A 24,935-nucleotide genomic window follows, 5' to 3' on the forward strand; every position below is an offset into this window, starting at 1 on the left:
CCCAGTAATACAATTAGCCTTTCACGTTCAGGCCTTGACGAATTGTCACCTGAATCCGAGACTGAGCCTGCCACCGATGCATCCTGATCCCATTGAGCGGTTTCTTGATGCACGAAGTGAACGGAGGGGGAATTTGCCGACGACACCGACCTACCCGGGCGTCTACATCGAAGAGCTTCCCAGCGGCGTCCGTACCATCACCGCGGTGAGCACCTCGGTGACCGCCTTCGTCGGGGCCACCCGACGCGGCCCGCTCAACCAGCCGGTCACCATCACCAGTTTCGCGGACTTCGAACGCCGTTTCGGCGGACTCGCGAGTCAGAGCCCGGTCAGCTACGCCGTCCAGCAGTTCTTCCTCAACGGGGGATCGGTCGGGGTGGTGGTCCGGGTCGCGGCGGCCGGCACCGGCGCCGCCGCGGGCGTCACGCTCAACTCGACGCAGTCCTCCACCGCCACCCCGGCCCTGGAGGTCACGGCCGTCGAGCCGGGGCTCTGGGGCGGGGGGCTGCGGGTCGCCGTGGACTACCGGACGCCGACCCCGGCCGAGACCTTCAACCTCCAGGTCTTCGACATCTCCGGCGCCGTCCGGGAGTCCTTCGCGGACCTGTCGGTCCGGGCCGCCAGCCCCCGGTTCGCCGAGACGATGGTGAACAGCGGCTCGGGCGTCGTCCGGGTGAAGGTCCTGGCGGAGAGCCGACCGGATCCGGTGGGCACCGTCTCCAAGCCCTTCGCCGCCACGCTGCCGGACCTCACCCACGAGATCCAGGTGAAGATCGCCGACGTCTCGCGGACCGTCACGATCTACGACCCGGCCGCGGACGGCACCGCGCCGACCACCGTCCCCGAACTCGCCCTGCTGCTGGAGCGCAAGCTGCGGGCCCTGCCCGACGCCCCGGGCAGGCGGGCCTTCGCGGGCACCCGGGTGAACGTGTTCGGGCGGCAGCTCCAGGTCGTCGCCGGCTCCACGGACCCGGCCGACGTGGTGCGCTTCCTCGGTGAGGCCGCCAACAACCTCGGACTGGAGGGCTCGGTCAATCCGCCGGTCCTCGCCCTCGTCGGCGGTCAGGACGGCGCAGCCCCCGGCATGACCGACCTGATCGGCAGCGAGGCCGGCAAGACCGGCATCCAGGCCCTGCGCGACGTGCCGGACGTCAACCTGCTGGTGCTGCCGGAACTGGCCGGCTACGCCGGCGTGGACGACGCCGTCACGGTCGTCTCCGCCGCCCAGGCGCTCTGCGTGGAGCAGCGGATGTTCCTGATCGTCGACTCGCCGCAGGCGTGGACGACGCTGGACGACGCCCGGGCGGGCCTGTCCGCCTTCGACTCGGTGCGCAGCGACCACGCCGCGCTGTACTTCCCGCACCTGGAGCTGGTCGACCCGCTCACCGGCCGGCTGCGCAGCTTCCCGCCGTCGGGCACCATCGCCGGCGTGATGGCGCGCACCGACGGCCAGCGGGGCGTGTGGAAGGCGCCCGCGGGCACCGAGGCCGGACTGCCCGGGGTGCGCGCGCTGACCGTCCCGCTGACGGACCGGGAGAACGGCCTGCTGAACCCGCTCGCGGTGAACTGCCTGCGGACGTTCCCGGTGGTGGGCCCGGTGGCGTGGGGCGCGCGGACCATGGCGGGCGCCGACGCGCTCAGCTCGCAGTGGAAGTACGTCCCGGTGCGGCGCCTGGCGCTGATGCTGGAGGAGAGCCTCTACCGCGGTACCAAATGGGTCGTGTTCGAGCCCAACGACGAGCGGCTGTGGGCGCAGATCCGCCTGAACGTGGGCGCGTTCCTGCACTCGCTGTTCCAGCAGGGCGCGTTCCAGGGCACGTCGGCGCGCTCGGCCTATTTCGTCAAGTGCGACAAGGACACCACCACGCAGGACGACATCAATCGTGGTGTGGTGAACGTCGTGGTCGGATTCGCGCCACTCAAGCCCGCGGAATTCGTGATCGTCAAGATCGAGCAGCTCGCCGGACAGTTCGAGGTTTAGGATCTCCATGGTCGAGTTCACCGTCAATCCGCACCGGTTCGATCCGTACAAGAATTTCAAGTTCCTGGTCGTCTGGGACGGTAGGGTCGTCGCCGGAATCAGCAAGATCAGCCCGCTCAAGCGCACCACCGAGGTGGTGAAGCACCGCAGCGGGGGCGATCCGAGCGCACCGCGCAAGTCGCCGGGGCGCACCGACTTCGAGGCGGTCACCCTGGAGCGCGGGGTCACCCACGACCCGGAGTTCGACCGCTGGGCCAACAAGGTCTGGATGGTCGGCGCGGGCCGCGGGGCAGAGGTCTCGTTGCGGGACTTCCGCAAGGACCTGGTGATCCAGGTGCTCAACGAGGCCGGTCAGGTGGCGGTCGCCCACAAGCTGTACCGCGCCTGGCCGAGTGAGTACCAGGTGCTCGGCGAACTGGACGCCAACGCCAACGCGGTGGCGATCCAGAGCCTCAAGCTGGAGGTGGAGGGCTGGGAGCGGGACGAGGAGACGCCCGAGCCGGAAGAGCCCTCGTTCCAGCAGCCGGCCTGAGCGGCCGACCGATGGAACTCGCCGGCGAGGCCGCCCTGTTGGCCGCCTGGGAGGCCGGGCTGACGGCCGGCCGCACCGGGCAGGCCCTACTGCTGCACGCCGTCGCCCGTCCGGGCGCCGGGACGGAGGAGCTGCTGGCCGTGCCGCTCGGCCAGCGGGACGCCGAACTCTTCAGCCTGCGAGCCGAGTTGTTCGGTGAACCGCTCAATGTGCGGGTCGGATGCCCGAGTTGCGCAGAGGAGATGGAGTTCACCTTCGACTCCGGACAGGTGGTCGGTGCCGCGCGGCCGGCGGACGGCCCGCTGCGGGTGGAGCTGGACGGCTGGAAGGTCGGCTTCCGGCTGCCCACCCCCGGCGATCTGGCCGCCGCCGAACAGGCCCCCGCGGACCAGGCCAGGGCCGTGGTGCTGGAGCGGTGCGTGCTGGACGCCGAGCACGGCGGGGAGCCGGTCGCCGCGCGGCAGCTCCCCGGACCGGTCCAGCGGCGCGTGGCCGAGGCCGCCGCCGCGGCCGACCCCTGCGCGGACGTCCGGCTGCACCTCGGCTGCCCCGAGTGCGGCGAGCAGGCCCTCGCCGAGCTGGACATCGCCTCCTACCTCTGGGAGGAGCTGGACGACTGGGCCAGGGCGACCCTGCTCCACGTCCACCTCCTGGCCACCGCCTACGGCTGGAGCGAGGCGGAGATCCTGGCGCTCGGCCCGCTGCGGCGCCGCTACTACCTGGAGCTGTGTGCAGATGCCTGACCACTTCGACCGCCTGGTGGCGAAGCGCGGCCCGGGCGGCGCCCGGGCCGGGGTACGGGTGCGCCCGCGCCTGCCGGGGCCGTTCGAACGGCTCGACGCACTCGCTCCGGCGCCGCCGGTCATGGACGCGGAGCCGTTCGGGCCGGGCCGCTCGGGCGGGCGACCCGTTCCCGTGCCGCTCCCCCGGCCGCCGGCGGCACCGCCCGCGGCGCCGGCCGAGAGGGCGCTGCGGGCGGTGGCCGGTGAGGACCGGTCGGCTGTCGCACCCGTCCTTCCGCTGCCGCGGACGCCGCTGCTGATCGCGCCGCAGGTCACCCCCAGTGCCGCACCGGCCGTCGGGCCGGCGATGCGGAGGGAGACCGCCCGCCCGGCAGCCGTACCGACACCTGTCACCGCACGGCACCGGGCGGCCGCCCCCGAGCGGCCGACCGCGGCACCGCCCGCACCGGTCCGGTCGGCCGCCGCGCCGGCGTCCGTACGGCGGGCCGCCGGGGCAGCTGCTCCGGGCCAGGCGCACGGGACCGGGACCCGACGCCGGCAGCGCCCGGTCGAGCGGGTGGTACGGGTCCAGATCGGGCGGGTCGAGGTCAAAGCCGCCCAGCGCACCCCGGCCGGACCGGCCAAGCCGGCGGCCGCCCGCCCGGGCCCGGCCCTCGACCTGGACAAGTACCTCGACCGGGAGACCTCATGAGCGCGCGGGTGAGGCACACGACCGAGGGGGCGAACCCGTGAGCAACCACCTCGCGATCGCCACCGTGAGCGAGGCGCTGCGGCTGCTCATCACCCGAGCGCTCTCGCCCGACATCCCGTTCGCGGTCGAGGTCGGCGCCCGCAAGCCGCCGACCGAGCCGCCCGCCGACCCGACCATCACCGTCTTCCTCTACCAGGTCACGGCCAACGCCTCGCTGCGCAATCGCGACGCACCCACCCGCGCGACGGACGGCACGGTGCTGGCCCGGCCGGCCGCCGCCCTGGACCTGCACTACCTGATCAGCTGCTACGGCGAGGAGTCCCAGCTGGTCGGCCAACGGCTGCTCGGCTGCGTGGTCCGGGCACTGACCGAACAGCCGGTGCTCTCCCGGCAGTTGATCGAGGAGGCCGCCGCCCAGCCGTACCTGGTGGGGACGGACCTGGCCGCCTCGCCGCAGCGGGTGCGCTTCACGCCCACGACGATGGACGTCGAGGAGCTGTCCAAGCTGTGGAGCACGCTGCTCCAGACGCCGTACGCGCTGTCCGTGACCTACCAGGCCGCCGCCGTCCTCGTGGAGGGCAGGGTCGATCCGGTGGCCGGCAAGCCGGTGCTGCGCCGTACGGTGCGGGCCGTGCCGTCCCGCGGGCCGGTCGTGGAGCGGGTGCTCTCCCGGCCCGCCGGGTCCCCCGGTGCTCCCGAGGAAGGACCGGTGACCAAGGACCGGGAGCTGGTGCTGGAGGGCACCGGCCTGCGCGCGGACCTGATCGTGGCCCGGCTGGGCGAGCGGCGGGTGCCGGTCGATCCGGGCGGCGTCCGGGACGACCGCCTGGTGGTCGCTGTCCCGGAGGACCTGCCGCCCGGCGTGTACCAGGTGCAGGTGCTGCACGGACTGGCGCTGGACGGCCGGCCCGCCGCCGACCACCTCGCGCTGGAGTCCAATGCGCAGACCTTCGCCCGGCAGCCGCGGATCGTCGGGCCGATCGGCACGGCGGACCGCGGCGACGGACCGTCCGGGGTCTCGGCCCGGCTGGATGTCCGGCTGGACCTGCCGCTCCGGGACGACCAGCAGGTCGTGCTGCTGCTGGACGAGTTGCACCCGCCCGCCGGGCGGCGCGGGGCGAGCCACCGGTTCCGCGCGCCCGCGCCGCCGCGGCCGCGCACCGACCCGTACGAGGTCCAGGTGCCGGTCGTCGGCGTGCGCCCGACCGCGTACCTGGCCCGGGTCCAGGTGGACGGCGTGCCCAGCGAGTTGACGGTGTCGAGCGACGGGACGTTCAGCGGTCCCGTCGTGGACCTGACGCACTGACCGCAGGACGGGGGACCGAGATGAGCACGCGTCGAGGGCAGGGCCGCGACGGCCCGGCGGACGAGCCGCACCGGCAGGCGCTGTCGGCCGCGGTCGCCGCCGTGCTCGACCGCGTCGACGCGCACGCGGCCGGCCGCGACGCGGGTAACCCCACCTCGTCCGACAAACCAACCGGCCGCAGGGGCGGGCGGCGACAGCCCGCCACCGCCCTGGACGCGCTCAGCGCCTCCTTCGGGCTCACCCCGTTCGAGCGCGACGTCCTCGTGCTGGCCGCCGCTCCCGTGATCGACCCCACCGCCGCCGCCCGGTGCGCCGCGGCCGGCGGCGACCCCGGGCGCGCCTACCCGACCTTCTCGCTCGCCCTCGCCGCCCTGGACCAACCGCACTGGAGCGCCCTCACCCCGGTCGGCCCGCTGCGCCGCTTCCGGCTGGTCGAGCTGGACGACGAGACCGCGCTCACCGCCTCCCGGCTGCGGATCGACGAGCGGGTGCTGCACTTCCTGGTCGGCGTGCCGTACCTGGACGTGCGGCTGCACGGCCTGCTCACCCGGGTCGGGCCGCCCGGCGAGCTGCCCGAGCCCCACGAGCGGTGCGCGGCCGGGCTGGCCCTGGGGTGGACCGCGGCCGGGCTGACCGGCCCGCCGCACACCGAACTGACCGGCGCCGACCGCCGTACCCGCTGGGAGATCGCGGCGGCGGCGGCCCACCGCGCCGGGCTCGGCCTCTACGCCGCGCACCGCGAGGACCTGCCCACCGAGCCCGCCGAGCGCGATCAGCTCGCCCGGCTGTGGCAGCGGGAGGCGATCCTGATCCCGGCCGCGCTGCTGGTGGAGGGCGGCGGGCCGGGCCGGGAGCACCCGCGGTCCCCGAACGGCACGGAGGCCTTCCTCGCGAGCCTGGCAGTGCCGCTGGTCGTCTCCGGCGACGAGCCTCCGCCGGCGGGGGCCTCGGACCGGGCCCGGCTGACCGTACCCCCGCTCGGCCCCGAGGAGCAGCTGGCGATCTGGGCGGCGGAACTGGACGGTGCGCCAGGGATCAACGAGAGCGGACTCCGCGCGCTGGCCGCGCAGTTCTCACTGCCCGGCCATGTGATCCGCTCGGCCGCGGCGACGGCCCGGCGGGCTGCCGAGGACGGCCGGGACATCAGCCCGCTGGCCTGGCACGCCGGTCTGACGGAGGCCCGGATGTCCCTGGAGGAGCTGGGCCGGCGGGTCGAGCCGCGGGCCGGCTGGGAGGACCTGGTACTGGAGGAGCGCCAGCGCGCGATCCTGCGCGAGATCGTCGCCCACGTCCGCCGGCGCGGCACGGTCTACCAGGAGTGGGGCTTTGAGTCGGTGCTGCGTCGTGGCCTCGGCGTCACCGCGCTCTTCGCCGGCGGGTCGGGCACCGGGAAGACGCTGGCGGCCGAGGTCGTCGCCGGGCAGCTCGACGTGGACCTGTTCGTCATCGACCTCTCCCAGGTCGTCAGCAAGTACATCGGCGAGACCGAGAAGAACCTCCGACGGGTCTTCGACGCGGCCGAACGCGGCGGCGCACTGCTGCTGTTCGACGAGGCCGACGCGCTGTTCGGCAAGCGCAGCGAGATCAAGGACAGCCACGACCGCTACGCCAACCTGGAGGTCAGCTACCTGCTGATGCGGATGGAGGCCTACCGGGGCCTGGCCGTGCTCACCACCAATATGAAGAAGGCGCTGGATCCGGCGTTCATGCGGCGGATCAGGTTCGTGGTCGACTTCCCGTTCCCCGGGGTGCCGGAGCGCGCCGAGATCTGGCGCCGGGTCATCCCCAAGGAGGCCCCCAGTCAGGGCCTCGACCCGGAGCGGCTCGCGCAGCTCACCGTGGCCGGCGGCTCCATCCGCAACATCGCGCTGTCCGCCGCCTTTCTGGCCGCCGACGAGGACTGCCCGGTGCAGATGCGGCACCTGCTGGCCGCCGCGCGCACCGAGTACCTGAAGCTGGAGCGCTCGCTGACACCCTCGGAGGTCGGCGGATGGATCTGACCGAGGGGGCTGCGACGGGGAGGGACGGCGACGGGCGGAGCGGGGCCGGGCCCGGGGGCGCCGGACGGATCGAGCCCGGGCACGGGGGCGCCGGGCGGATCGAGGTCGAGATCGGCGAACTGGTCCTCGACGGCTTCGCACACATCGACCACGACCGGCTGACGGCGGCGTTCCGGAGCGAACTGACCCGCCTGGTCGAGGCGCGCGGCGTGCCGCTCGCGGTCGGCGGCGACCGCACGCTGGACCTGCTCTCCGGCCTGCCGCCGCTCCCGGCCGGCACCTCGCCGCAGCGGCTCGGCGAGGCGCTCGCCCGCGCCGTGCACGCCGGGCTGTCCGGCGGTGGCCGGCCGCCGGGACGGGGGCGGACATGACTCGACCCGCCGTAGCGGCCAAGGCCTCCGCACCGGACACCGAGCAGGGCGCGGCCCGGCGCAGGACCCGGGCGCCGAAGGCCCGTACGCCCGAGCCGAAGGAGATCGTCTCCGGCGCCGGCCAGCCGCTCGACCCGGGCGTGCGGCGGGAGCTGGAGGCACGGCTCGGGCACGACCTCAGCCGGGTCCGGGTGCACACCGACCGGGACTCCGCCGCGCTGACCGAGCTGATCGGCGCGGACGCCGTCGCCGTCGGCCCGGACCTCTTCTTCGGTGAGGGCAAGTACCGGCCCGCCGCGGAGGACGGCCGGCGGCTGCTCACCCACGAGCTGCTGCACACCGTCCAGGCCCCGAACCCGCTCGGCGCGCTGCGGGCCGGCCGCGACCTGGGCGCGGTCAGCCTGCCGCAGGACGCGATCGAACGGGAGGCGGAGCACGGCGCGCGCGACGACCGGCCGACGGCGGCGACGCCGGGTGCCACGCCGGGGTGGCTGCGCTACGCGACCGTCGACGCCGACCGGTTCCGCGCCGAGCGGCTCGACCCGGCCACCCTGGTCGACCGGCTGGCGGCCGGCATCCTGCGCTCACTGCGCGGCGACCCGACCGACTCCGCCGGCCGGGTCCGCTGGCAACTCGCACGCTTCGCCCCCGAGTTGCAGGCCTCCGTGCTGGAGCGCCTGGACATCCGGCTGCCCTCCTCGGACTACACCCGGGTGCTGGAGCTGGTCGAGGCCGCCGAGCACCGTCCGGCCGACCTCGACAGCCCGCAGACGCCCGAACCGGTCACCGATGCCGCTGACCGAACCACCGACGACCACGAGCGGATCGACCGGAAGGACCGCGGCGAGCGGGACCGGCAGCGGCAACTCGACGAGGAGGTGCGGCAGTCGGACGCCCCGAGGGGGCGGCGCAGGCGCCGCAAGGGTCACGGTGCCGCGGAACGCCCGGAGGAGCGGGGACAGCAGCAGGACGAACGGCAGGACGAACGGCAGGCACCGCCCATGCAGGGCGAGGCCGCGCAGCCGCAGGCCGATCAGGCCCAGCCTCCTGGGCAGGCGCAGCCGTCGACCGTCGAGGCGGCCCCCGAGGCGGGCCCGGAGCAGTCCCCCGCGCCGGCCGAGGAGGCCGTCGCCCAGCCCGTGGCCGCCGTCGTACCGGACTCGCCCGAAGCCGGGCCGCCGGACGCCGCCACCCAGCCCTCGGCCGGTACCAGGCCACCGCAGCCCGCCGCCGCCCCGCCGCCGCAGTCCGCGCCGGTCAAGCCCGAGCGCCTGGACGCGATCGCGCAGGCCCCGGACAGCCCGCTCGCCCGGCACGGGCTGCTGGAGGGCGACCAACCGCAGGACGAAACCCTGGACGAGGAAGGGCCGTTGGGCATGGAGCCCGGCGCGGACTCCGAGGTCCGGGACGCTCCCGGGACGGACCAGGAGCGGTCGCCGCAGCCGTCCGCCGCCGAGCAGGCTCTGGGGCCCGAAGACTTCCTGCCCGCCTCGGACCTCGACGTGTCGGCCGTCCCGACCGTCGACCGGATCCCGCTGTCGGCGGACGGCGCGCCCCCCGCGAACGCCGAGGCACCGGCGTTCCCCGAGCCGCCCGCGACCAAGGCCGAGCAGGTCCAGGAGGAGCGGGCGGGCCGGCCGGGGACCGACGAGGAACCGGCCGCGCCACCCGATCCGGGCCGGCCTGAGGCCGCCGCCCCTTTGGCCCCCGCCGCGGAGACCGAGGACCGCGGCAGCCGCGACCTCCAGCCGGAACGGCCGGTCGAGCAGGAGGTCGGCCCCGATCCGACCCAGGGTCCGGCCCGGGCCGCCGAACCCACCGAACCCGCTGCCCCGGAGCCCGATCCGGAGCTGCGGCAGGAGCCGGAAGCGCCCGCCGAACAGACCCGGGAGGCCGACGACCCGGCGGCCGAACCGGGCGTCCCGGAGCGCATCGGCGCCCCCGGCGGGGCGGGGCCGGTCGGCGGCGAGGGCCCGGGCGGGCCCGCCGACGTCCCGGACGGCGCGCCCGGCGCGGCGCTCGATGCCGCCCCCGCCACCACGCCGGACGCCGGCGCGGCCGGTCCGGCGGCCGAGCAGGCCGATGCACCCGCCGGACTCTCCGCCCAGCCCGCCCCGGACGCCTCCCTGGAGTCCGGCGGCGGCGCCTGCGCGGGCCCGCAGCAGCCCACCACCGAGGCGGAGCCGGACAGTGCCGGCGGTGCCTGTGCCGCCGGGGGCGGCGGGGGCGGCGGGGGCGGCGGGGGCGGCGGGGGCGGCCCGGCCAAGCAGGAGCAACAGGAGGAGAAACCGGCCCCGCCCGACGTCTCCGGCCAGGACCCGCAGAGCGCGCTCGCCACCGCCGCGAGCCTGCCGCCCGATCAGATGGCCACCACCCTGGACGGCGTGGACGGCTCGGTGGACCGTACGGTCGGCGAGCAGCACGCCGCGCTGCAGGCCGCCCCACCAGCCGTCCAGCGCCCGTCCGGAGCCCCGCAGACCCGGTCCGGCACGCCCGAGGCCGCGCCACCCGCCGCGGCGGTGGCGGAGCGGCTGGAGCGGGTCGGCCCGCAGGGCGCGGACGGTGAGCAGCAGAAGGCCGAGCAGAAGCAGGTCGAGGGCCGCAGCCCCGGCGACCGGGTCGCTTCGCCGCACGTCGCCGACGACCCGGGCAACCAGGTCTCGCCGCAGGAGGTCCAGCAGGCCCAGGTCGCGGTCGACGGCGTGCCCTCGACCGACCCGGCGCTGAACACCACCGTCGGCCCGGCGCCCAAGGTCGAACTGACCGGGGAGAGCGACCCGGCGCGCACCGACCGGCAGGCGGCGAAGCTCAAGGAGAGTTCCGGCAGGATCCTCGGCGTCGGCCGGGAGGACGCCGCCAAGCCGATGGGCGAGGACCGGATCTACCCGGACGTGCCGAAGGAGACCCTCACCGCCTCCGTCCCCGGGGGCGGCCGCAGGCGCGGGGGCGCCGGTGTCGGCCGCGCGGCCGACACCAAGCCGGGCATCGGCATCGTCACCCAGCAGGAGCGCGGCCCGCAGATCCAGGCCGCCGTCGGCCAGGGCCAGGGGCAACTGGGCTCCGAACAGGCCCAGCAGAAGCAGGGCGCGGCCGACGCCCGCCGGCAGAACCAGGCCGAGATCGACCAGGCGGTCGCCGACAACGCCCAGGCCCAGGCCGGCGAGCGGGGCGACGCCGCGGAGAAGGTCACGGCCGAGCGCGAACAGTGGCGCACCGAACAGGACGAGAAGATCACCGGCGCGGACCAGGACGCCGGCGCGGAGCACCAGGACAAGAGCGGCCAGATCGACAAGAAGCGCACCGAGGCCGACAAGGACGTCCAGGACCGTCAGCAACAGGACAACCAGAAGATCCAGGACAAGCGGAAGGAGGCCGAGGAGAAGGCGCAGAAGGAGAAGGACCGCAAGAAGGAGGAGTCCGAGGGCTGGTGGGGCTGGGTCAAGTCCAAGGTCAAGGCGGCCTTCGACGCACTGGTCGAGGCGGTCACCAAGGTCTTCGACTACTTCCGCGGCCTGATCAACGACATCATCGACGGGTTCCGCAAGTTCGCGAACTGGGCGATCGACCAGGCGCGCAAGTTCGCCGTCGACCTGATCAACAAGCTCGCGGACGCGCTGATCAAGATCTGCGACGTGCTGCTGGCGGCCTTCCCCGAACTGCGGGACAAGTTCCGCAAGAAGATCGAGGAGTGGCGCGACAAGGCCATCGCGAAGGTCAACGAGTGGGCGGACAAGCTCAAGAACGCCGTCAACAAGCTGCTCGACCTGCTGGCGGCCGGCCTGAACGCGCTGCTCAACGCGCTGGAGGCGGGGCTCAAGGCCGCGATCGAGGCGGTCCGCAAGGCGGTGATGGACGCGATCGACTTCGTACAGAAGGCGATCGCGGTCTTCGGCGAGTTCGCGGCCCTGATCGGCGACATCGCCCCCGACCCGGGCGGCTGGCTGAAGAAGCTCGGCAGCGCCGCGATCGACGGCATCCAGTACTACCTGTGGGGCGCGATCAAGAGCGCGGTCAAGCAGTGGTTCAACGAGAAGGTCGAGTCGGTGGTCGGCCTGACCTCCACCATCGTCAACGTCCTGGTCAAGGGCTGTATCTCGATGGCCCAGATCGGCCGGATGGCCTGGCAGGCGATCGTGGCGGCGCTGCCCGGAATGATCATCTCGATCGTCGTCGAGAAGCTGGTGTCGATGATCGTACCGGCGGCCGGTGCGATCATGGCGATCATCCAAGGCCTGGTGGCGGCGTGGAACACCATCAGCAAGATCGTCGCCATGATCGGGAAGTTCATCACCTTCCTCAAGGCGGTCAAGTCCGGATCGGCCGCCTGCCTGTTCGCCGACGCGGTCGCCTCGGGCGTGGTCGCGCTGCTCGACTTCATCTCCAACTTCCTGCTCAGCAAGCTCAAGGGCGCCGGGAAGGCGGTCGGCACCAAACTCAAGGGGATCGCCCAAAAGATCCTCAAGGGGCTGGCCAGGGCCGGCAAGGGCGCCCGCAAGGCGGCCGGGAACGCCGTCAACAAGGCCCGGGCGAGCCTGCGCCGGGCCACCCAGGCGCTACGCAAGCGGCCCTCCCCCGGCCGCGGCCGCCCCACCCGCACCGGACCGGCCCGCCACACCGCCAGCCACCCGGAACGCCACCCCTCCGCCGCCCCCTCCGGACGCCCCCGCCCGAAGCCCACCACCCCCCGCCGCCGCCCCACCTCCCCCGTCGGCCGCGCACTCAACGCCAGCCGGCAGACCGTCAAGGCCGCCCTCAACCGCGTGCGGACCGCCGCCCGCACCCTCGGCCGCAAACTCCTCAACAGCAAGCTGGGCCGCGCCCTCACCAACGGCGCGCACAGGATCCGCGACGCCTACCGCAAGCAACGCGACCGCCTCCGCGCCTGGCACCAGAAGCGCCAACAACAACGCGCCCAACGCCGCGCCCACGAGAACTCCCCCCAGGCAAAGCAGAACCGCCTTGACCTGATCGCCGCCCGCATCCGGCCGCGGATCCAGCGCCTGCTCCACCGAGGCGTCCGGGGCCCGGTGCTGCGGGCGCTGCTCGCTGCGATGCGCATGTGGTACCGGCTGTCGAGCCTGGGCATCGAGGGCGACAGGAACTTCACCATCACGGCCACCCTCAATCCTCAGGTGAAGCTCACCGACGCGCTCACCCTGGACGAGCGGGACCTGCTGGCGATGCTCGACGAGCTGTCCGCCGAGATCCTGAACCACTCCCAGACCGTCAGCGGTGCGAATCAGATCTACCGGAAGGACGACGATTCCGCAGCGGACCAACGGCGGTTCGGTGTCCCGCAGGGAGTCGGCTTCGCCTCGATGGCCCGGTTCATGAACCATCAAGGCCCGAACATGGCGGGCTTCGACTTCACGAACGACAGCGCACACGACGTGTTCGAGTTCGAGGACGGGCCCGGCCGGACCCCGGCCGCCGTCACGCACACAGTGCTGCGCGAGACCAACAAGATGCGGAACGCCCAGCAGAAGCGGATCGAGGCCGGTGCCGACCAGGAGCAGCAGGAGAGCCTCCGGGCGGTCGAGAGCGCCCAGCGCCTCCAGCGGGCCGTGATCAAGCGGCAGCACGAGAACGGCCAGGCCGAGGAGCATCTGCGCTACCGGGGCCGCAAGAACCGCAGCGGCAAGTTCAAGGAGGGCATCGCTGAACGGATCCTCAACGACCCGACCCACAACAGTGAGGTGGTCAAGGGAGTCCAGACGATGGCCGCCGGCGGCCGGGTCGACGGCCAGGTGGGGCGCGACGCCGCGTTCCTCGGCAGCCTGATCATGGGCAAGGAGGTCCACCGGAACCAGCGGTCGGTCATCCACTCGGGGATGCTGCTTCAGATGGCCGCCGAGGGCAGCCGGGTCTCCGGGGTCGCCCCGACCGCCGACCCGAAGACCAGCCTCCGCGGCCTCCAGGTCCACCAGGGCGAGACGATGCCCATCGCCGAGGCGCTGAAGTACCTCCCGATGGAGGGGGGAGGTGCCATGGAGCAGGCCAGGACACTCGACCGACAACGCGCGAAGGAACGTGAATCGGGTGCGGACACGAGCGAGAAGGCCTTCAACGGAAAGAATATCCAGGGGATCGCCAACCGTGAAATCCTGGTGATCCAGATGTGGATCAAGTCCCTTGACATCAAGACCGAAAAAGGAAGTGAGATCACCACGCTCGAACAACTCAAGGGCCGGATCCGCGAAAAGCTTTTCCACTTGTACGGGCTGAAGTAGCTCCCTGAGGTGATCGACCGATGACTGAGACTTTCGACCGAAGCCGACGGCTGGTCCTGCGGGACGATATCGATGAATCCGCCGTGGGGGAACTGGCTGCGCTGATCGGCTGGCCGCGGCGCATCGACATCCCCGCGGACCCCGAGGAATGGACGCCCCGCCAGATCTCCTGGTACGCCGGCCCGGCCATCACCCTCACCTACTGCGAGGACCTCCTCTCCGGATTCTTCTATGTGATGATCACCGGTTCGAACAAGGAGGTCATCCGGAGCACGGTGGAACTCGCGGAGAACATGCTGGACACCTGGCGGCTCCCCGAGCTCGTCCGGAGTGCCGACCCCGAGGCGGATTCGGAAACCTACGCCGCGGAGGTCCTGCGTCTGGGGCTGGGAGCACCGGTGGAATTCGACGAGGAATTCTTCCGGAGCGTCCGCCTGGCTCTGCGGAGCGATCGGCCGGAGGTCCGGAAGAACGCGGTGTGGGCGATCACGTACGAGCCGTGGCCCGCCTACGCGCCGTTGCTGGAGGAACTGCTGGAGGAGGAGCAGGACGAAGAGGTGACCGGCATCGCCCGGTCCGTGCTCGAGGAGATGGGAGCGACGTGACGTACATGGACGCCCCGAAGCCCATCAGGGCCGGGCTGGTCATCGTCGACGCGTTGCGGGGGACGCCGCAGCGGATCGTCGTGCTGCAGTTCAACCCCGACAGCCTGGAGCGGTCGCTCGCCCCGCAGGTGGCAGGAGCCGACGGGAGCGGGGACCGGACGGAGGCGTTGCGGCTCAAGGGGCCCGCCGTCGAAACCTGGAAGTTCACGGCAGAACTGGACGCCACCGACCAGTTGGAGGTGCCGGCGCCGAACGGGATCCATCCGCAGTTGGCCACCCTGGAGCTGCTGGTGCAGCCGGCCAGCGCGCAGCTGCGGAGCAATCAGGCGCTGGCCGCGCTCGGCACGCTGGAGATCACCCCGATCGAGGCCCCGCTGACCCTCTTCACCTGGGGTGGGAAGCGGATCCTGCCGGTGCGGCTGACCGAACTCACCATCACCGAGGAGGCGTTCGACATCGAGCTGAATCCGATCAGGGCCGCCGTCGCGATCGGCCTGCGCGTCCTGACCGTCAGTGATCTGCCGACCGGACACCGCGGGGCGGAGCTGTACCTCGCGCACCTGGCGCAGAAGGAGCGGCTGGTCGGCACGGCGGCCGGTGGCCGGCTGAGCGCGCTCGGCCTCGGAGGGGGGTTCTGATGACCGCCGACAACCCGCTGAACGCGCTGCCCGCGCCCTCGCCGTACCCGCTGACCAGCCGGTACCACGGCGTCCCGGTCGCCCTGCACACCGAGCCGGACGGACGGCAAGTCCCGTACCTCAAACGGCGGTTGCTGCCCAGCGCGGACGGCCTGACCCCACTCGCCGAGCACACCGTCAGCGCCGGCGACCGCCCCGACCTGCTGGCCTACCGCTACCTTGGCAGCGCCGACCAGTGGTGGCGGATCGCCGACGCCAATCCGGTCCTCGATCCGCGGGAGCTGACCGCGACGCCGGGCCGGCGGATCACCATCGCGCTGCCCGGTGCGGTGCCGGGGCAGGGGGTGGGGAATGGCTGACGCCTCGGCCGTCACGAGCGCCGTCACGGGGGGCGGGCCGATCGGGTCGATCCACCTGAGCCTGCTGATGGGCCCGCAGCTCCCCGTGCCGGTGCCGCAGCCGGTGACCGACGCGCTGCTGTCGGTGCAGGTCACGGTGGCCTCCGGGCAGCGCAGCGGTTTCCAGCTGGCCTTCGACCTGTCGAAGCACGGTCTGATCAACACCGCGCTGCTGCCGGGCGGCTTCTTCGACCCGAAGATCAGGGTCGTCCTGATGGTGACCGTCACGGGCACCCCGACCGTACTGATGGACGGTGTGATCATCCGCCAGGAGGTCGGCATCAGCAACCAACCCGGCCAGTCCACGCTCACCGTCACCGGCGAGGACCTGACGGTGCTGATGGACCTGGAGGAGCAGGCCGGCGTGCCGTTCCCCGCGATGTCCCCGGCGGCCCGGGTCGCCGCGATCATCGCCAAGTACGGGCAGTACGGCATCGTGCCGCTGGTCATCCCCGAGCTGGTGCCGCAGACGCCGATGCCGACCCGGCGGATCGACTTCCAGAAGGGCACCGACCTCGGGTACGTCAACGAGCTGGCGAAGGCCAACGGTTACGTGTTCTACCTCGACCCCGGCCCGGCCCCCGGGATGAGCCGCGGCTACTGGGGGCCGGAGATCCGGCTCGGTGTGCCGCAGCACGCGCTGAACGTGAACATGGACGCGCTGTCGAACGTCGACCAGCTCACCTTCGCATTCGACGGGACCGCCCGCGAGGAGCCGGAGGCCCGCATCCAGTTCCCGGCGACCAAGGTGTCCGCCGTCCTGCCGGTGCCGGAGGTCAGCATCCTGCGTCCACCGCTCGCGCTCAGGCCCGCGCCGGCGCTGAAGAAGAAGGTCATCGCGGACACCGCCAAGAAGGACAGCTCCCAGGCCGTCGCCGAGACCATCGCCAGGGCGATGCAGTCGGCGGACGCCGTCTCGGGCTCCGGCCAGCTCGATGTCGTCCGGTACGGCCACGTCCTGCGGCCGCGCGAGCTGGTCGGAGTCCGCGGCGCCGGACTCACCTACGACGGCCTGTACTTCGTCAAGAGCGTCACCCACAACCTCAAGCGCGGCTCGTACACCCAGAACTTCACACTGACCCGCGAGGGCCTGATCGCCCTCCAGCCGACCGTCGTCCCCTGACGCAGCAGCAGGAGTTGCCCGCATGGCCGAACCGACCCGCTACCTCGGCAAGTTCCGGGGGACGGTGGTGAACAACGCCGACCCGCTCGGGATCGGCCGCATCCAGGCCCAGGTGCCCGACGTACTGGGCGAGGTCGCGTCGACCTGGGCGATGCCCTGCTTCCCGGTGGCCGGTCCGGGCATGGGGCACTACGCCGTCCCGCCGGTGGGGGCGGGCGTGTGGATGGAGTTCGAGCAGGGCGACCAGAGCTATCCGATCTGGACGGGCTGCTGGTACGGCTCCGCCTCCGAGGTGCCGGTGGAGGCGACGACCGGCCCGCCGGGCGTGCCGAACCAGGTGCTGGAGACCACCGGGCGGCGGGTGATCGTACTGTCCGACGACCCGACCACGGGGATCACCCTCCGCACCCCGAGCGGGGCCTCGATCGTGATCAACGACTCGGGCATCCGGATCAGCAACGGCCAGGGCGCCTCGATCTCGCTCGTCGGCGCCACCGTTTCCATCAACCAGGACGCCCTGAGCGTGACCTGACGGGGGAATGACTCGTGCCCGGAAATCTGCTGCACGTCAACGCGACGGTGACCTGCCCGCACGGCGCCCAGGCGACGGCCCTGCCCAGCCAGGCCCGGGTGCTGGTCGCCGGCCAGGCCGTCACCGGCACGGCCGACCTGTACACCGTGACCGGCTGCCCGTTCAACGTGGCCGGCAAGCCCCAGCCCTGCGTCACGATCCGCTGGGTGGTGCCGTCCGCCCGGATCCGGGTGAACGGCTCCCCCGCCCTGCCGCAGTCCGCCGTCGGGCTGTGCCAGAGCGCCGAACAGGCCCCGCAGGGGCCGCCGGTGGTGACCGTCGTCCAGCAGCGGGCGGTGGGCGTGTGAACACCAGGGGTGCGCACGCCGCACAGCTCGACGGGCCCGGCGCCCAGCCGACGGCTCCACTGCCCGGTCCGGCCCGGACGGACCTCGCGTTCCCGTTCCGGATCGACAGCCGCGGGCGCACCGCCGAGGCGGCGTACGACGACCACGTGCGGGACCTGATCGAGCAGTTGCTGTTCACCAGCCCGGGTGAGCGGGTCATGCACCCGGACTTCGGCTGCGGGCTGCTCGACCTGGTCTTCGCACCGAACAGCCCGGAGCTGGCGGCCACCCTGCAACTGTCCGTCCAGGCGGCGCTGCAGCGGTGGCTCGGCGACGTCATCGAGGTCGCCGCACTCGACGTGGAGAGCGAGGACAACGTGGTGCGGGTCGAGCTGGCGTACGTCGTGCGCCGGACCGGTACTCAGCGGCAGGACGTCTTCGAGGGCGGGGTGGCGGCATGACCGGGTGGTCCGAACGTCCGACGGCACAGTGCGGGGCGGAACTGCGGCGCGCCGACGTGCGCGCGGCGCACCTGCTGGGCCTGGACGGCACCGAGCTGGAGGACGACGGGCGCACGCTGAGCGTGACCTTCCTCGGCCGGGCGCCGCAGGAGCTGGGCCCGGAGAACATCCGCGTCGACGGCGGCCGGCGGATCACCGGCCTGCGCGCCCTCGCGGTCGACCTCGAACGCGCGGACGACCCGGAGCTGGACGACCGGATGCACGTCACCCTCGACCGCACCGGCGACACCTCCCGCTACCGGCTGACCGTGGTCCAGGCGGACGCCTACGGCCGGCCGGGCACCCGCCCGTACCCGGGCTTCGACCCCAGGTACGCGAGCACCGGGTTCTCCTTCGGTGCCGACTGCCCCTCCCCCTATGACTGCCGCACCGAGGAGGACTGCCCGCCCGCCGTCCGGCCGGCCCCGGTCATCGACTACACCGCCCGCGACTACGAGAGCCTGCGGCGGCTCGTGCTGGACCGGATGAGCCTGACCACCCCCGACTGGACCGAGCGGCACCTGCCCGACCTCGGCATCACCCTGGTCGAGCTGCTCGCCTACACCGCCGACCAACTCTCCTACCAGCAGGACGCGGTGGCCACCGAGGCGTACCTCGACACGGCCCGCCGCCGGGTGTCGGTGCGCCGGCACGTCCGGCTGATCGACTACGCCGTGCACGACGGCTGCAACGCCCGGGCGTTCGTCACCCTGGCGACGGACCGCCCGCTCGCCCTCCACCCCGGCACCTTCCGCTTCGCCGCCGTCGACGTCAGCCGGCTCGGCCCGCAGGAACGCCCGGAACTGTCCACGGTGATCCCCGACGAGCAGCTGGACGCGCTCACCCGGACCGCGGCGGTCGAGGTGTTCGAGCCGCTCGGCGGAACGGACCTGGTGCTGCACCCCGCGCACAACACCATCCGGTTCTGGACCTGGGGCGACCAGGACTGCGTCCTGCCGAAGGGCTCGACCTCCGCCACGCTGCGCGACGACTGGCACGAGGCCGACCGGCCCGAGGACCGCACCCGGCACCTGGCGCTGCGCCCCGGCGACCTGCTGGTCGTCGAGGAGGTGCTCGGCCCACGCACCGGCGCCGCCGCCGACGCCGACCCCGCGCACCGCCAGGCCGTCCGGCTCACCTCGGTCACCCACCTGGTCGACGAGCTGTACGAGCAGCCCGTGGTCGAGGTCGAGTGGGCGCCGGAGGACGCGCTCACCTTCCCGGTCTGCCTGTCCTCGCACGGCGGGAGCGACTGCGGCCCGATCCCCGACGTGAGCGTCGCCCGCGGCAACGTCGTCCTGGTCGACCACGGCCGCTCGCTCACCTTCTGCGGCGCAGCCCCGGAGACCTTCACGGTGCCGCCGGAGCCGGTCCGTACGGCGCCCTGCGGGCCGGGCGGGTCCGGCTGCGCGGACCGCGCCGGGGGCAGCCCCGCGGCGGAGGCGATCCACGAACTGCTCGACCGGACCAGGACCGGCCGCCAGCTCGGCCCGCGACAGGTCCGCGAGCTGTACGCGCTGCTCGGCGAGGCGGCGGTCCGGCGGGCCGGGCTGAGCATCCAGCTCGCGCCGGGCGCGAACGCGGAGGGCGAGGACGGCCAGGGCGCCGTGGTCGAGCCACCCACCGCCGACGCCCAGGCGGCGACGCTTGAGACGCTGCTCGACCAGACCCGCTACCCCGTCCTGCCGCAGCCCTTCCGCCCGGTGCTGCGCTACGCGCCGGTCACCCAGGCGGCCGCCTACCCGGACCGGGCACACGTCTGCGCCCGGCAGGCCGTCCTGCTCGCCGGCATCCCCGAACGGGTCCGGCAGCGGCTGGAGGAACTGTGGCACCGGGCGGACTGCGGCCACCCCCTCTCCCGCGCCGACCTCGCCGAACTGACCCTGCTGTTCGGGGCCCAGGTGGTGCACGAGCTGCACCTCGCGGACCGGCCCGCCGCCGGACTGCGCGAACTGCTGGCCCGCCGCACCCGCCTGCTCGCCGCCAAGCTCCGCCGCCTCGACGTGCTCACCGCCCGGACCCGCGCCGGCGCGGCGCTCCGGCGGCCCGGCGTCTGGGAGGTGGCCCAGAGCTGGGGCGGCCGGTACGCCTCCGGGCTCGACCCCGACTCCCCCGCGCTGGCCGGCCCGGCGTCCGGGATCACCGCCCAGGACCCCCGTGCCGCACTGCCGGCCGTCCGGGCCACCGCCGGGGGCCAGGAATGGACGCCCCGCCGGGACCTGCTCTCCGACGGCCGGCGCGACCGGCACTTCGTCGGCGAGCCGGAGGACGACGGCCGCCTCGCACTGCGCTTCGGCGACGGGCGGCACGGTCAGCCGCCCCGGCCCGGCACGGAGTTGCGGGTCGCCTACCGGATCGGCAACGGCACGGCCGGCAACGTCGGCGCGGAGGCCATCAACCACCTGGTGGTCTGCCCGGACCAGCCGCCCCACCCAAGGGGGCGCAGCACCGTCACACCGCCGCGGGACGCGCAACTCCGGGTCCGCAACCCGATGCCCGCGAGCGGCGGCACCGATCCCGAACCGCTCGACCAGGTACGGCAGTCGGCCCCGCTCGCGCTGAGCCGCACCCGGCTGCGCGCTGTCACCGCCGCCGACTACGCGGAGCTGGCCGCAGCCCTGCCGGGCGTCCGGCGGGCCGCCGCCGAACTCCGCTGGACGGGCAGCGTCCAGGAGGTCCACGTCGCCGTCGAACCGTACGGGCGGGCCACCGCGGACACCGCCCTGCTGGCGGCGGTCGGCGACGGTCTGGAGGCGTACCGCCGGATCGGCCACGACCTGGTCGTCCGCCCCGCCCTGGTGGTGCCGCTCGACCTCGAACTGCGGGTCTGCGCCGCCCCCGGCCACCAACGCGGCCACGTGCTGGCCGAGTTGCGCCGGGTACTGGGCAGCCGCGCCCTGCCGGACGGCCGGCTCGGCTTCTTCCACCCGGACGCGCTGGGCTTCGGCGAGCCGGTCCGGGTCTCCCGGCTGGTGGCCGTCGCCGCCGCCGTGCCGGGCGTGGTCAGCGCCCAGGTCACCCGGCTGCGGCGGCAGTTCGGGCGGGACGACGGAGAGCTGGCCGACGGGCTGCTGCGGCTCGGCGCGCTGGAGATCGCCGGCTGCGACAACGACCCCGACCGGCCGGAGAACGGCCGGCTCTCGATCGTGATCGGAGGCGGCCGATGAACGGCCAGTGCACCTGCGGCTGCTCGGGCACCGCCACCGCAACCCCGGCGCCGCTGTTCAACCCGCCCGGGCTGGACGCCATCGGCTACCGGGTCGGCCGCTACGGGGAGTTCCTCGACAGCCTGCTCGCCCGGCTGTCCGGCCCCGCCTACCCGGCGCTGCGCGACCTGACCGTCCGCACCCCGGACGACCCGGCGATCGCGCTGCTGGACTCCTGGGCCGTGCTCGCCGACGTGCTCACCTTCTACTCGGAGCGGATCGCCAACGAGGGCTACCTGCGCACCGCCGTCGAGGGGGAGTCGCTCACCCTGCTCGGCCGCCTCGTCGGGCACCGGCCCCGGCCCGGCGTGGCCGCCGACACCTACCTCGCCTACACGCTCGACCACGACCCGCGGGCCGCCGAGGACCCGACCGTGGTCGTCCCGCGCGGCGCCCGCAGCCAGAGCGTCCCCGGCCCCGGCGAGGACCCGCAGTCCTTCGAGACCGCGGAGGACCTCGCCGCCCGCTCGGCCTGGAACGAGCTGGCCGTGCTGCGCCGCCGCCCGTACCAGCTGACACCCGGACAGCTGAACCCCGGCGGGCGAGCTGAGCTGTTCGCCGCCGGGACCGCCAACAACATCAAGCCCGGCGACCGGCTGCTGTTCGTCTTCAGCGCCGACAAGGCCGCCGACCCGGTCCACCGGGTGATGCGGCTGGTGCCCGAGGTACGGCTCGACCGCGAGAACGACGTCACGGTGATCGGGCTGCCCCGGGACCTGCGCACCCTCAAGGACCTGCGCGCCGAACTGGCGGACTGGATCACCGTCTCCGAGGGCGCCCCGAACCCCAGGCCCGGGCACAGCCGGATCATCCGGGACTTCGACGACCAGGTGCTGACCCCGCTGCGCGCCGACCTCGACCGGCCGTCCGGCCCGCTGAGCACCCCGGCCGACTTCGCCGAGCGGCTCACCCCGGTGATCGCCCGGGCGGCGGAGGCCGCCGAACTGGCGCACTCCCAGCAGCCGGTGGCCGACTGGTTCGGACGCCTCGGCGAGGAACTGTCCGGCCTGCGCGACCGCGCCCACCAGCTGGAGCCGCCGCAGGTCCCCGACAAGCCCGGACCGAACCCTCCCGGCACCGGCACCGCCGACCCGGCCGTCCGCGGACTCGGCTCGGTGCTGGCTGCGCTGCGCACCGCCCCCACCCGGCCCCCGCTGAGCGCCCGGGACCTCACCCGCGACCCGCAGCGCCTGTTCGCGCCCGGCTCGGACCTAGGCGTGCAACTGCTGTCCGCGCTCGACCCCCGGCTGCGCGACGGCCTCTACCCCGCCTGGCGGCGGGTCGACCTGACGGCGCCGCTCGCCGTGCACGAGATCCAGGCGATGCGGGTGGTCGCCACCCCGTTCGGCGCCACCGCGCCGCTCAAGCCCGTCTACGGCAACGACGGCCGGATCGACCGCTACGTGGACTGGCCGCTCGCCGGCAGCACGCTGATCGGCGTCCGGATCGGCTTCGACACCGCCGGCACCGTCCCGAGGACCGCCGACTTCACGTACGTCGAGGCCGGCAGCCTGACGCACGACGGCTTCTCGCTGCCGTGGGACCACACCTTCACCCTCGGCCCCGGACAGGTCAAGGTGGTCACCGTCGAGCCGCCCGCACCGACGCCGAACCCGCACGCCGCCGCCGTGCGCGCCGCGGTGCCCGCTCCCGACCAGGAGGCCGGGGTCAGCGCCGAGTTCCTGGCCGAACTGCCCGAGCGCACCGTCTTCGTGTCCCGCCCGCAGGCCGACGGGCGCATCCACGTGAAGGTGGACGGCGGGCCCGGCTCCGCGCTCGACTACCAGCTCGAACCGGGCCAGGAGAAGACCGGCGAGTCCGGCGAGCTGAACGTCCGGGTCCACCGCTACACCGCCACCGACGAGTCGCCGCCCGCGGTCGAGGTGGTGTTCACCACCAAGCTGCAGCCGGTCTCCGGCACCGTCCTCACCCTCGACGCCGTCTACGACCAGATCGCGCCCGGCAGTTGGGTGGTCATCCAGCGCCCGCGCAAGGGGATCGACGGCGGCATCCCGGGCAGCCGCGGCCTCGCCGAGGTCATCACCCGGGTGACCGAGGTGCGCGTGATCTCCCGCGCCGACTTCGGCATCACCGGCAAGGTGACCGAACTGTCCCTCCAACAACCGTGGTTGGACGAGAAGGACACCCAGCTCTCGGACATCCGGGACACCACCGTCTACGCCCGCGGCGAGTCGCTGCGGCTCGCCGACGAGCCCGTCACCGAGGAGGTCCGCGGCGACCGGATCGAACTCGCCCGGCTCTACGACGGGCTGACCCCCGGCCGGTGGATCGCGGTCGGCGGCGAGCGGACCGACATCCCGAACACCACCGGGGTCCGGGGCACCGAACTCGCCATGATCGCCGGTGTCGGGCAGAGCGTCGACCCGCGCCTGCCCGGGGACACCGTCCGCACCGTGATCACGCTCAGTGCCCCGCTCGCCTACCGCTACCGGCGCGACACCGTCCAGGTCCTCGGCAACGTGGTCCGCGCCACCCAGGGGGCCACCCGCGACGAGGCCGTCGGCAGCGGCGACGCCGGGGTCCCCGGCCAGCGCTTCACGCTCTGGCAGTCACCGCTCACCTGGCTGGCCGCCGACACCCCCGGGGGCGCGCGCAGCACCCTGGAGATCCGGGTCGACGGGGTGCGCTGGCACGAGGTCGACAGCCTCGCCGGGCGCGGCGCCGACGAACGGGTCTACGTCACCTCGACCGCCGCCGACGGCCGCACCACCGTCACCTTCGGCGACGGCGTGCACGGTTCGCGCCTGCCCACCGGCCAGGAGAACGTCCGCGCCCGCTACCGGATCGGCATCGGCGAGTCGGGAAACGTCGGCGTCGGCCGGATCACCCAGCTCACCACCCGTCCGCTCGGCGTCTCCGCCGTCGTCAACCCGCTGCCCGCCACCGGCGGCGCCGGCCCGGACGGCCCGGATCTGGCCAGGCGCAACATCCCGCTCGCCGTCACGGCACTCGACCGGCTGGTCTCGGTGCCCGACTACGAGGACTTCACCCGCTCCCGGGCCGGCATCGGGCGCGCCGGCGCCACCCGGCTCTCGGACGGCCGGCGGGAGCTCGTCCACGTCACGGTCGCCGGGGTGGACGACATCCCGCTCACCCCGGACTCCGACCTGATCCGCGCCCTGCACTCCTCGCTCACCACCTACGGGGACCCGAAGCTTCCGGTCGTGGTCGCGCTGCGCGAACTCGTCCTGCTGGTCCTCGCCCTGAGCGTCAAGGTCGACCCGGACCACTCCTGGGACCTGGTCGAACCGGTGCTGCGCCGCGCCCTGCTCGACCGCCTCGGCTTCGCCGGGCGCCAACTCGGCCAGAGCGCAAACCTGTCCGAGGTGCTCGCCGTCGCCCAGACCGTCCCCGGCGTGGACCGGGTCGACGTCGACGCCTTCACCGGTGTGCCCGGCAGCCTCACCCCGGAGGGCCTGGAGCACCTGTCCGAGCAGCTCGCCCAGCCCCAGCCGACCGTCCCGGCCCGGCTCGCCCGCTTCGACGAGCAGCGCTACCGGGTGCGGGACCCCGACGGGGAGACCCTCACCGACATCGCCGCCCGCAACGGCGTCTCCGTCGCGGAGCTGCTGCGCCTCAACCCGTCCGTCACCGACACCCGCCCGCTGCCGGCCGGCCGCGCGGTGACGGTGTTCCGCGGCATCCGTCCGGCCCAACTCGCCCTGCTGTCACCGAATCTTCCCGACACGTTGATCCTCAAGGAGATCCGCGCATGAGTGAGCGACGGGGGTC

At 73.7% G+C, this 24,935-nt stretch carries 17 protein-coding genes; all 17 read left to right on the forward strand.

Going from position 1 to position 24,935, the window contains the following annotated elements; genetic code table 11:
* Positions 1-133: 133 nt before the first annotated feature.
* From ACWGJO_RS05730 to ACWGJO_RS05810, 17 genes are read left to right on the forward strand one after another with little or no spacing between them, the layout of a single operon-like run.
* Entirely contained in the window at positions 134-1,981 is a 1,848-nt protein-coding gene (locus tag ACWGJO_RS05730) for a phage tail sheath family protein (RefSeq protein WP_452182313.1), read from the forward strand.
* 7 nt (positions 1,982-1,988) lie between these two features.
* Positions 1,989-2,513, forward strand: a complete 525-nt coding sequence (locus ACWGJO_RS05735) for a phage tail protein (protein ID WP_049649365.1) — start codon at positions 1,989-1,991, stop codon at positions 2,511-2,513.
* Between the two features lie 11 nt (positions 2,514-2,524).
* On the forward strand, positions 2,525-3,256 hold the full coding sequence (locus ACWGJO_RS05740) for a hypothetical protein (protein WP_452182314.1): 732 nt from the start codon (positions 2,525-2,527) through the stop codon (positions 3,254-3,256).
* Complete coding sequence (locus ACWGJO_RS05745; RefSeq protein ID WP_452182315.1) at positions 3,249-3,947, forward strand: hypothetical protein; 699 nt, start codon at positions 3,249-3,251, stop codon at positions 3,945-3,947. The genes ACWGJO_RS05740 and ACWGJO_RS05745 overlap by 8 nt, the downstream gene beginning before the upstream one ends.
* Before the next feature lie 37 nt (positions 3,948-3,984).
* Positions 3,985-5,253 carry a DUF4255 domain-containing protein gene (locus ACWGJO_RS05750; RefSeq protein ID WP_452182316.1) on the forward strand — a complete coding sequence of 423 codons (1,269 nt, stop codon included), beginning with the start codon at positions 3,985-3,987 and terminating at the stop codon, positions 5,251-5,253.
* A gap of 20 nt (positions 5,254-5,273) precedes the next feature.
* The gene (locus ACWGJO_RS05755; protein WP_452182317.1) at positions 5,274-7,253 is read left to right on the forward strand and encodes an ATP-binding protein; all 1,980 of its coding nucleotides are present in this window, start codon (positions 5,274-5,276) and stop codon (positions 7,251-7,253) included.
* Entirely contained in the window at positions 7,244-7,624 is a 381-nt protein-coding gene (locus ACWGJO_RS05760; protein ID WP_452182318.1) for a hypothetical protein, read from the forward strand. Before ACWGJO_RS05755 ends, ACWGJO_RS05760 begins: the two co-directional genes overlap by 10 nt.
* Complete coding sequence (locus tag ACWGJO_RS05765) at positions 7,621-13,854, forward strand: eCIS core domain-containing protein (protein ID WP_452182319.1); 6,234 nt, start codon at positions 7,621-7,623, stop codon at positions 13,852-13,854. The genes ACWGJO_RS05760 and ACWGJO_RS05765 overlap by 4 nt, the downstream gene beginning before the upstream one ends.
* 20 nt (positions 13,855-13,874) lie before the next feature.
* Positions 13,875-14,459: a hypothetical protein gene (locus tag ACWGJO_RS05770; protein WP_452182320.1), complete on the forward strand. Its 585-nt coding sequence runs from the start codon at positions 13,875-13,877 to the stop codon at positions 14,457-14,459.
* A 5-nt stretch (positions 14,460-14,464) separates the two neighbouring features.
* Positions 14,465-15,097, forward strand: coding sequence for a hypothetical protein (locus ACWGJO_RS05775; protein WP_452182363.1), 633 nt, complete (start codon positions 14,465-14,467; stop codon positions 15,095-15,097).
* Positions 15,097-15,456 carry a hypothetical protein gene (locus tag ACWGJO_RS05780; protein ID WP_452182321.1) on the forward strand — a complete coding sequence of 120 codons (360 nt, stop codon included), beginning with the start codon at positions 15,097-15,099 and terminating at the stop codon, positions 15,454-15,456. Before ACWGJO_RS05775 ends, ACWGJO_RS05780 begins: the two co-directional genes overlap by 1 nt.
* Positions 15,449-16,618, forward strand: coding sequence for a hypothetical protein (locus tag ACWGJO_RS05785; protein ID WP_452182322.1), 1,170 nt, complete (start codon positions 15,449-15,451; stop codon positions 16,616-16,618). Before ACWGJO_RS05780 ends, ACWGJO_RS05785 begins: the two co-directional genes overlap by 8 nt.
* A gap of 22 nt (positions 16,619-16,640) precedes the next feature.
* Entirely contained in the window at positions 16,641-17,150 is a 510-nt protein-coding gene (locus ACWGJO_RS05790; protein WP_360341224.1) for a phage baseplate assembly protein V, read from the forward strand.
* A 14-nt stretch (positions 17,151-17,164) separates the two neighbouring features.
* Positions 17,165-17,497, forward strand: a complete 333-nt coding sequence (locus ACWGJO_RS05795) for a hypothetical protein (RefSeq protein ID WP_452182323.1) — start codon at positions 17,165-17,167, stop codon at positions 17,495-17,497.
* A gap of 59 nt (positions 17,498-17,556) precedes the next feature.
* Complete coding sequence (locus ACWGJO_RS05800; protein ID WP_452182364.1) at positions 17,557-17,937, forward strand: GPW/gp25 family protein; 381 nt, start codon at positions 17,557-17,559, stop codon at positions 17,935-17,937.
* On the forward strand, positions 17,934-21,143 hold the full coding sequence (locus ACWGJO_RS05805; protein WP_452182324.1) for a putative baseplate assembly protein: 3,210 nt from the start codon (positions 17,934-17,936) through the stop codon (positions 21,141-21,143). The genes ACWGJO_RS05800 and ACWGJO_RS05805 overlap by 4 nt, the downstream gene beginning before the upstream one ends.
* Positions 21,140-24,919 carry a putative baseplate assembly protein gene (locus tag ACWGJO_RS05810; protein ID WP_452182325.1) on the forward strand — a complete coding sequence of 1,260 codons (3,780 nt, stop codon included), beginning with the start codon at positions 21,140-21,142 and terminating at the stop codon, positions 24,917-24,919. Before ACWGJO_RS05805 ends, ACWGJO_RS05810 begins: the two co-directional genes overlap by 4 nt.
* Positions 24,920-24,935 lie beyond the last annotated feature (16 nt).

This window comes from Kitasatospora sp. NPDC054795, from assembly GCF_053611565.1.

Coding starts and splice junctions, on each gene's coding strand:
- ACWGJO_RS05735 (WP_049649365.1), top strand. CDS start 1,989: ATGGTCGAGTTCACCGTCAATCCGCACCGGTTCGATCCGTACAAGAAT.
- ACWGJO_RS05740 (WP_452182314.1), top strand. CDS start 2,525: ATGGAACTCGCCGGCGAGGCCGCCCTGTTGGCCGCCTGGGAGGCCGGG.
- ACWGJO_RS05745 (WP_452182315.1), top strand. CDS start 3,249: ATGCCTGACCACTTCGACCGCCTGGTGGCGAAGCGCGGCCCGGGCGGC.
- ACWGJO_RS05755 (WP_452182317.1), top strand. CDS start 5,274: ATGAGCACGCGTCGAGGGCAGGGCCGCGACGGCCCGGCGGACGAGCCG.
- ACWGJO_RS05760 (WP_452182318.1), top strand. CDS start 7,244: ATGGATCTGACCGAGGGGGCTGCGACGGGGAGGGACGGCGACGGGCGG.
- ACWGJO_RS05765 (WP_452182319.1), top strand. CDS start 7,621: ATGACTCGACCCGCCGTAGCGGCCAAGGCCTCCGCACCGGACACCGAG.
- ACWGJO_RS05770 (WP_452182320.1), top strand. CDS start 13,875: ATGACTGAGACTTTCGACCGAAGCCGACGGCTGGTCCTGCGGGACGAT.
- ACWGJO_RS05775 (WP_452182363.1), top strand. CDS start 14,465: ATGGACGCCCCGAAGCCCATCAGGGCCGGGCTGGTCATCGTCGACGCG.
- ACWGJO_RS05780 (WP_452182321.1), top strand. CDS start 15,097: ATGACCGCCGACAACCCGCTGAACGCGCTGCCCGCGCCCTCGCCGTAC.
- ACWGJO_RS05785 (WP_452182322.1), top strand. CDS start 15,449: ATGGCTGACGCCTCGGCCGTCACGAGCGCCGTCACGGGGGGCGGGCCG.
- ACWGJO_RS05790 (WP_360341224.1), top strand. CDS start 16,641: ATGGCCGAACCGACCCGCTACCTCGGCAAGTTCCGGGGGACGGTGGTG.
- ACWGJO_RS05805 (WP_452182324.1), top strand. CDS start 17,934: ATGACCGGGTGGTCCGAACGTCCGACGGCACAGTGCGGGGCGGAACTG.
- ACWGJO_RS05810 (WP_452182325.1), top strand. CDS start 21,140: ATGAACGGCCAGTGCACCTGCGGCTGCTCGGGCACCGCCACCGCAACC.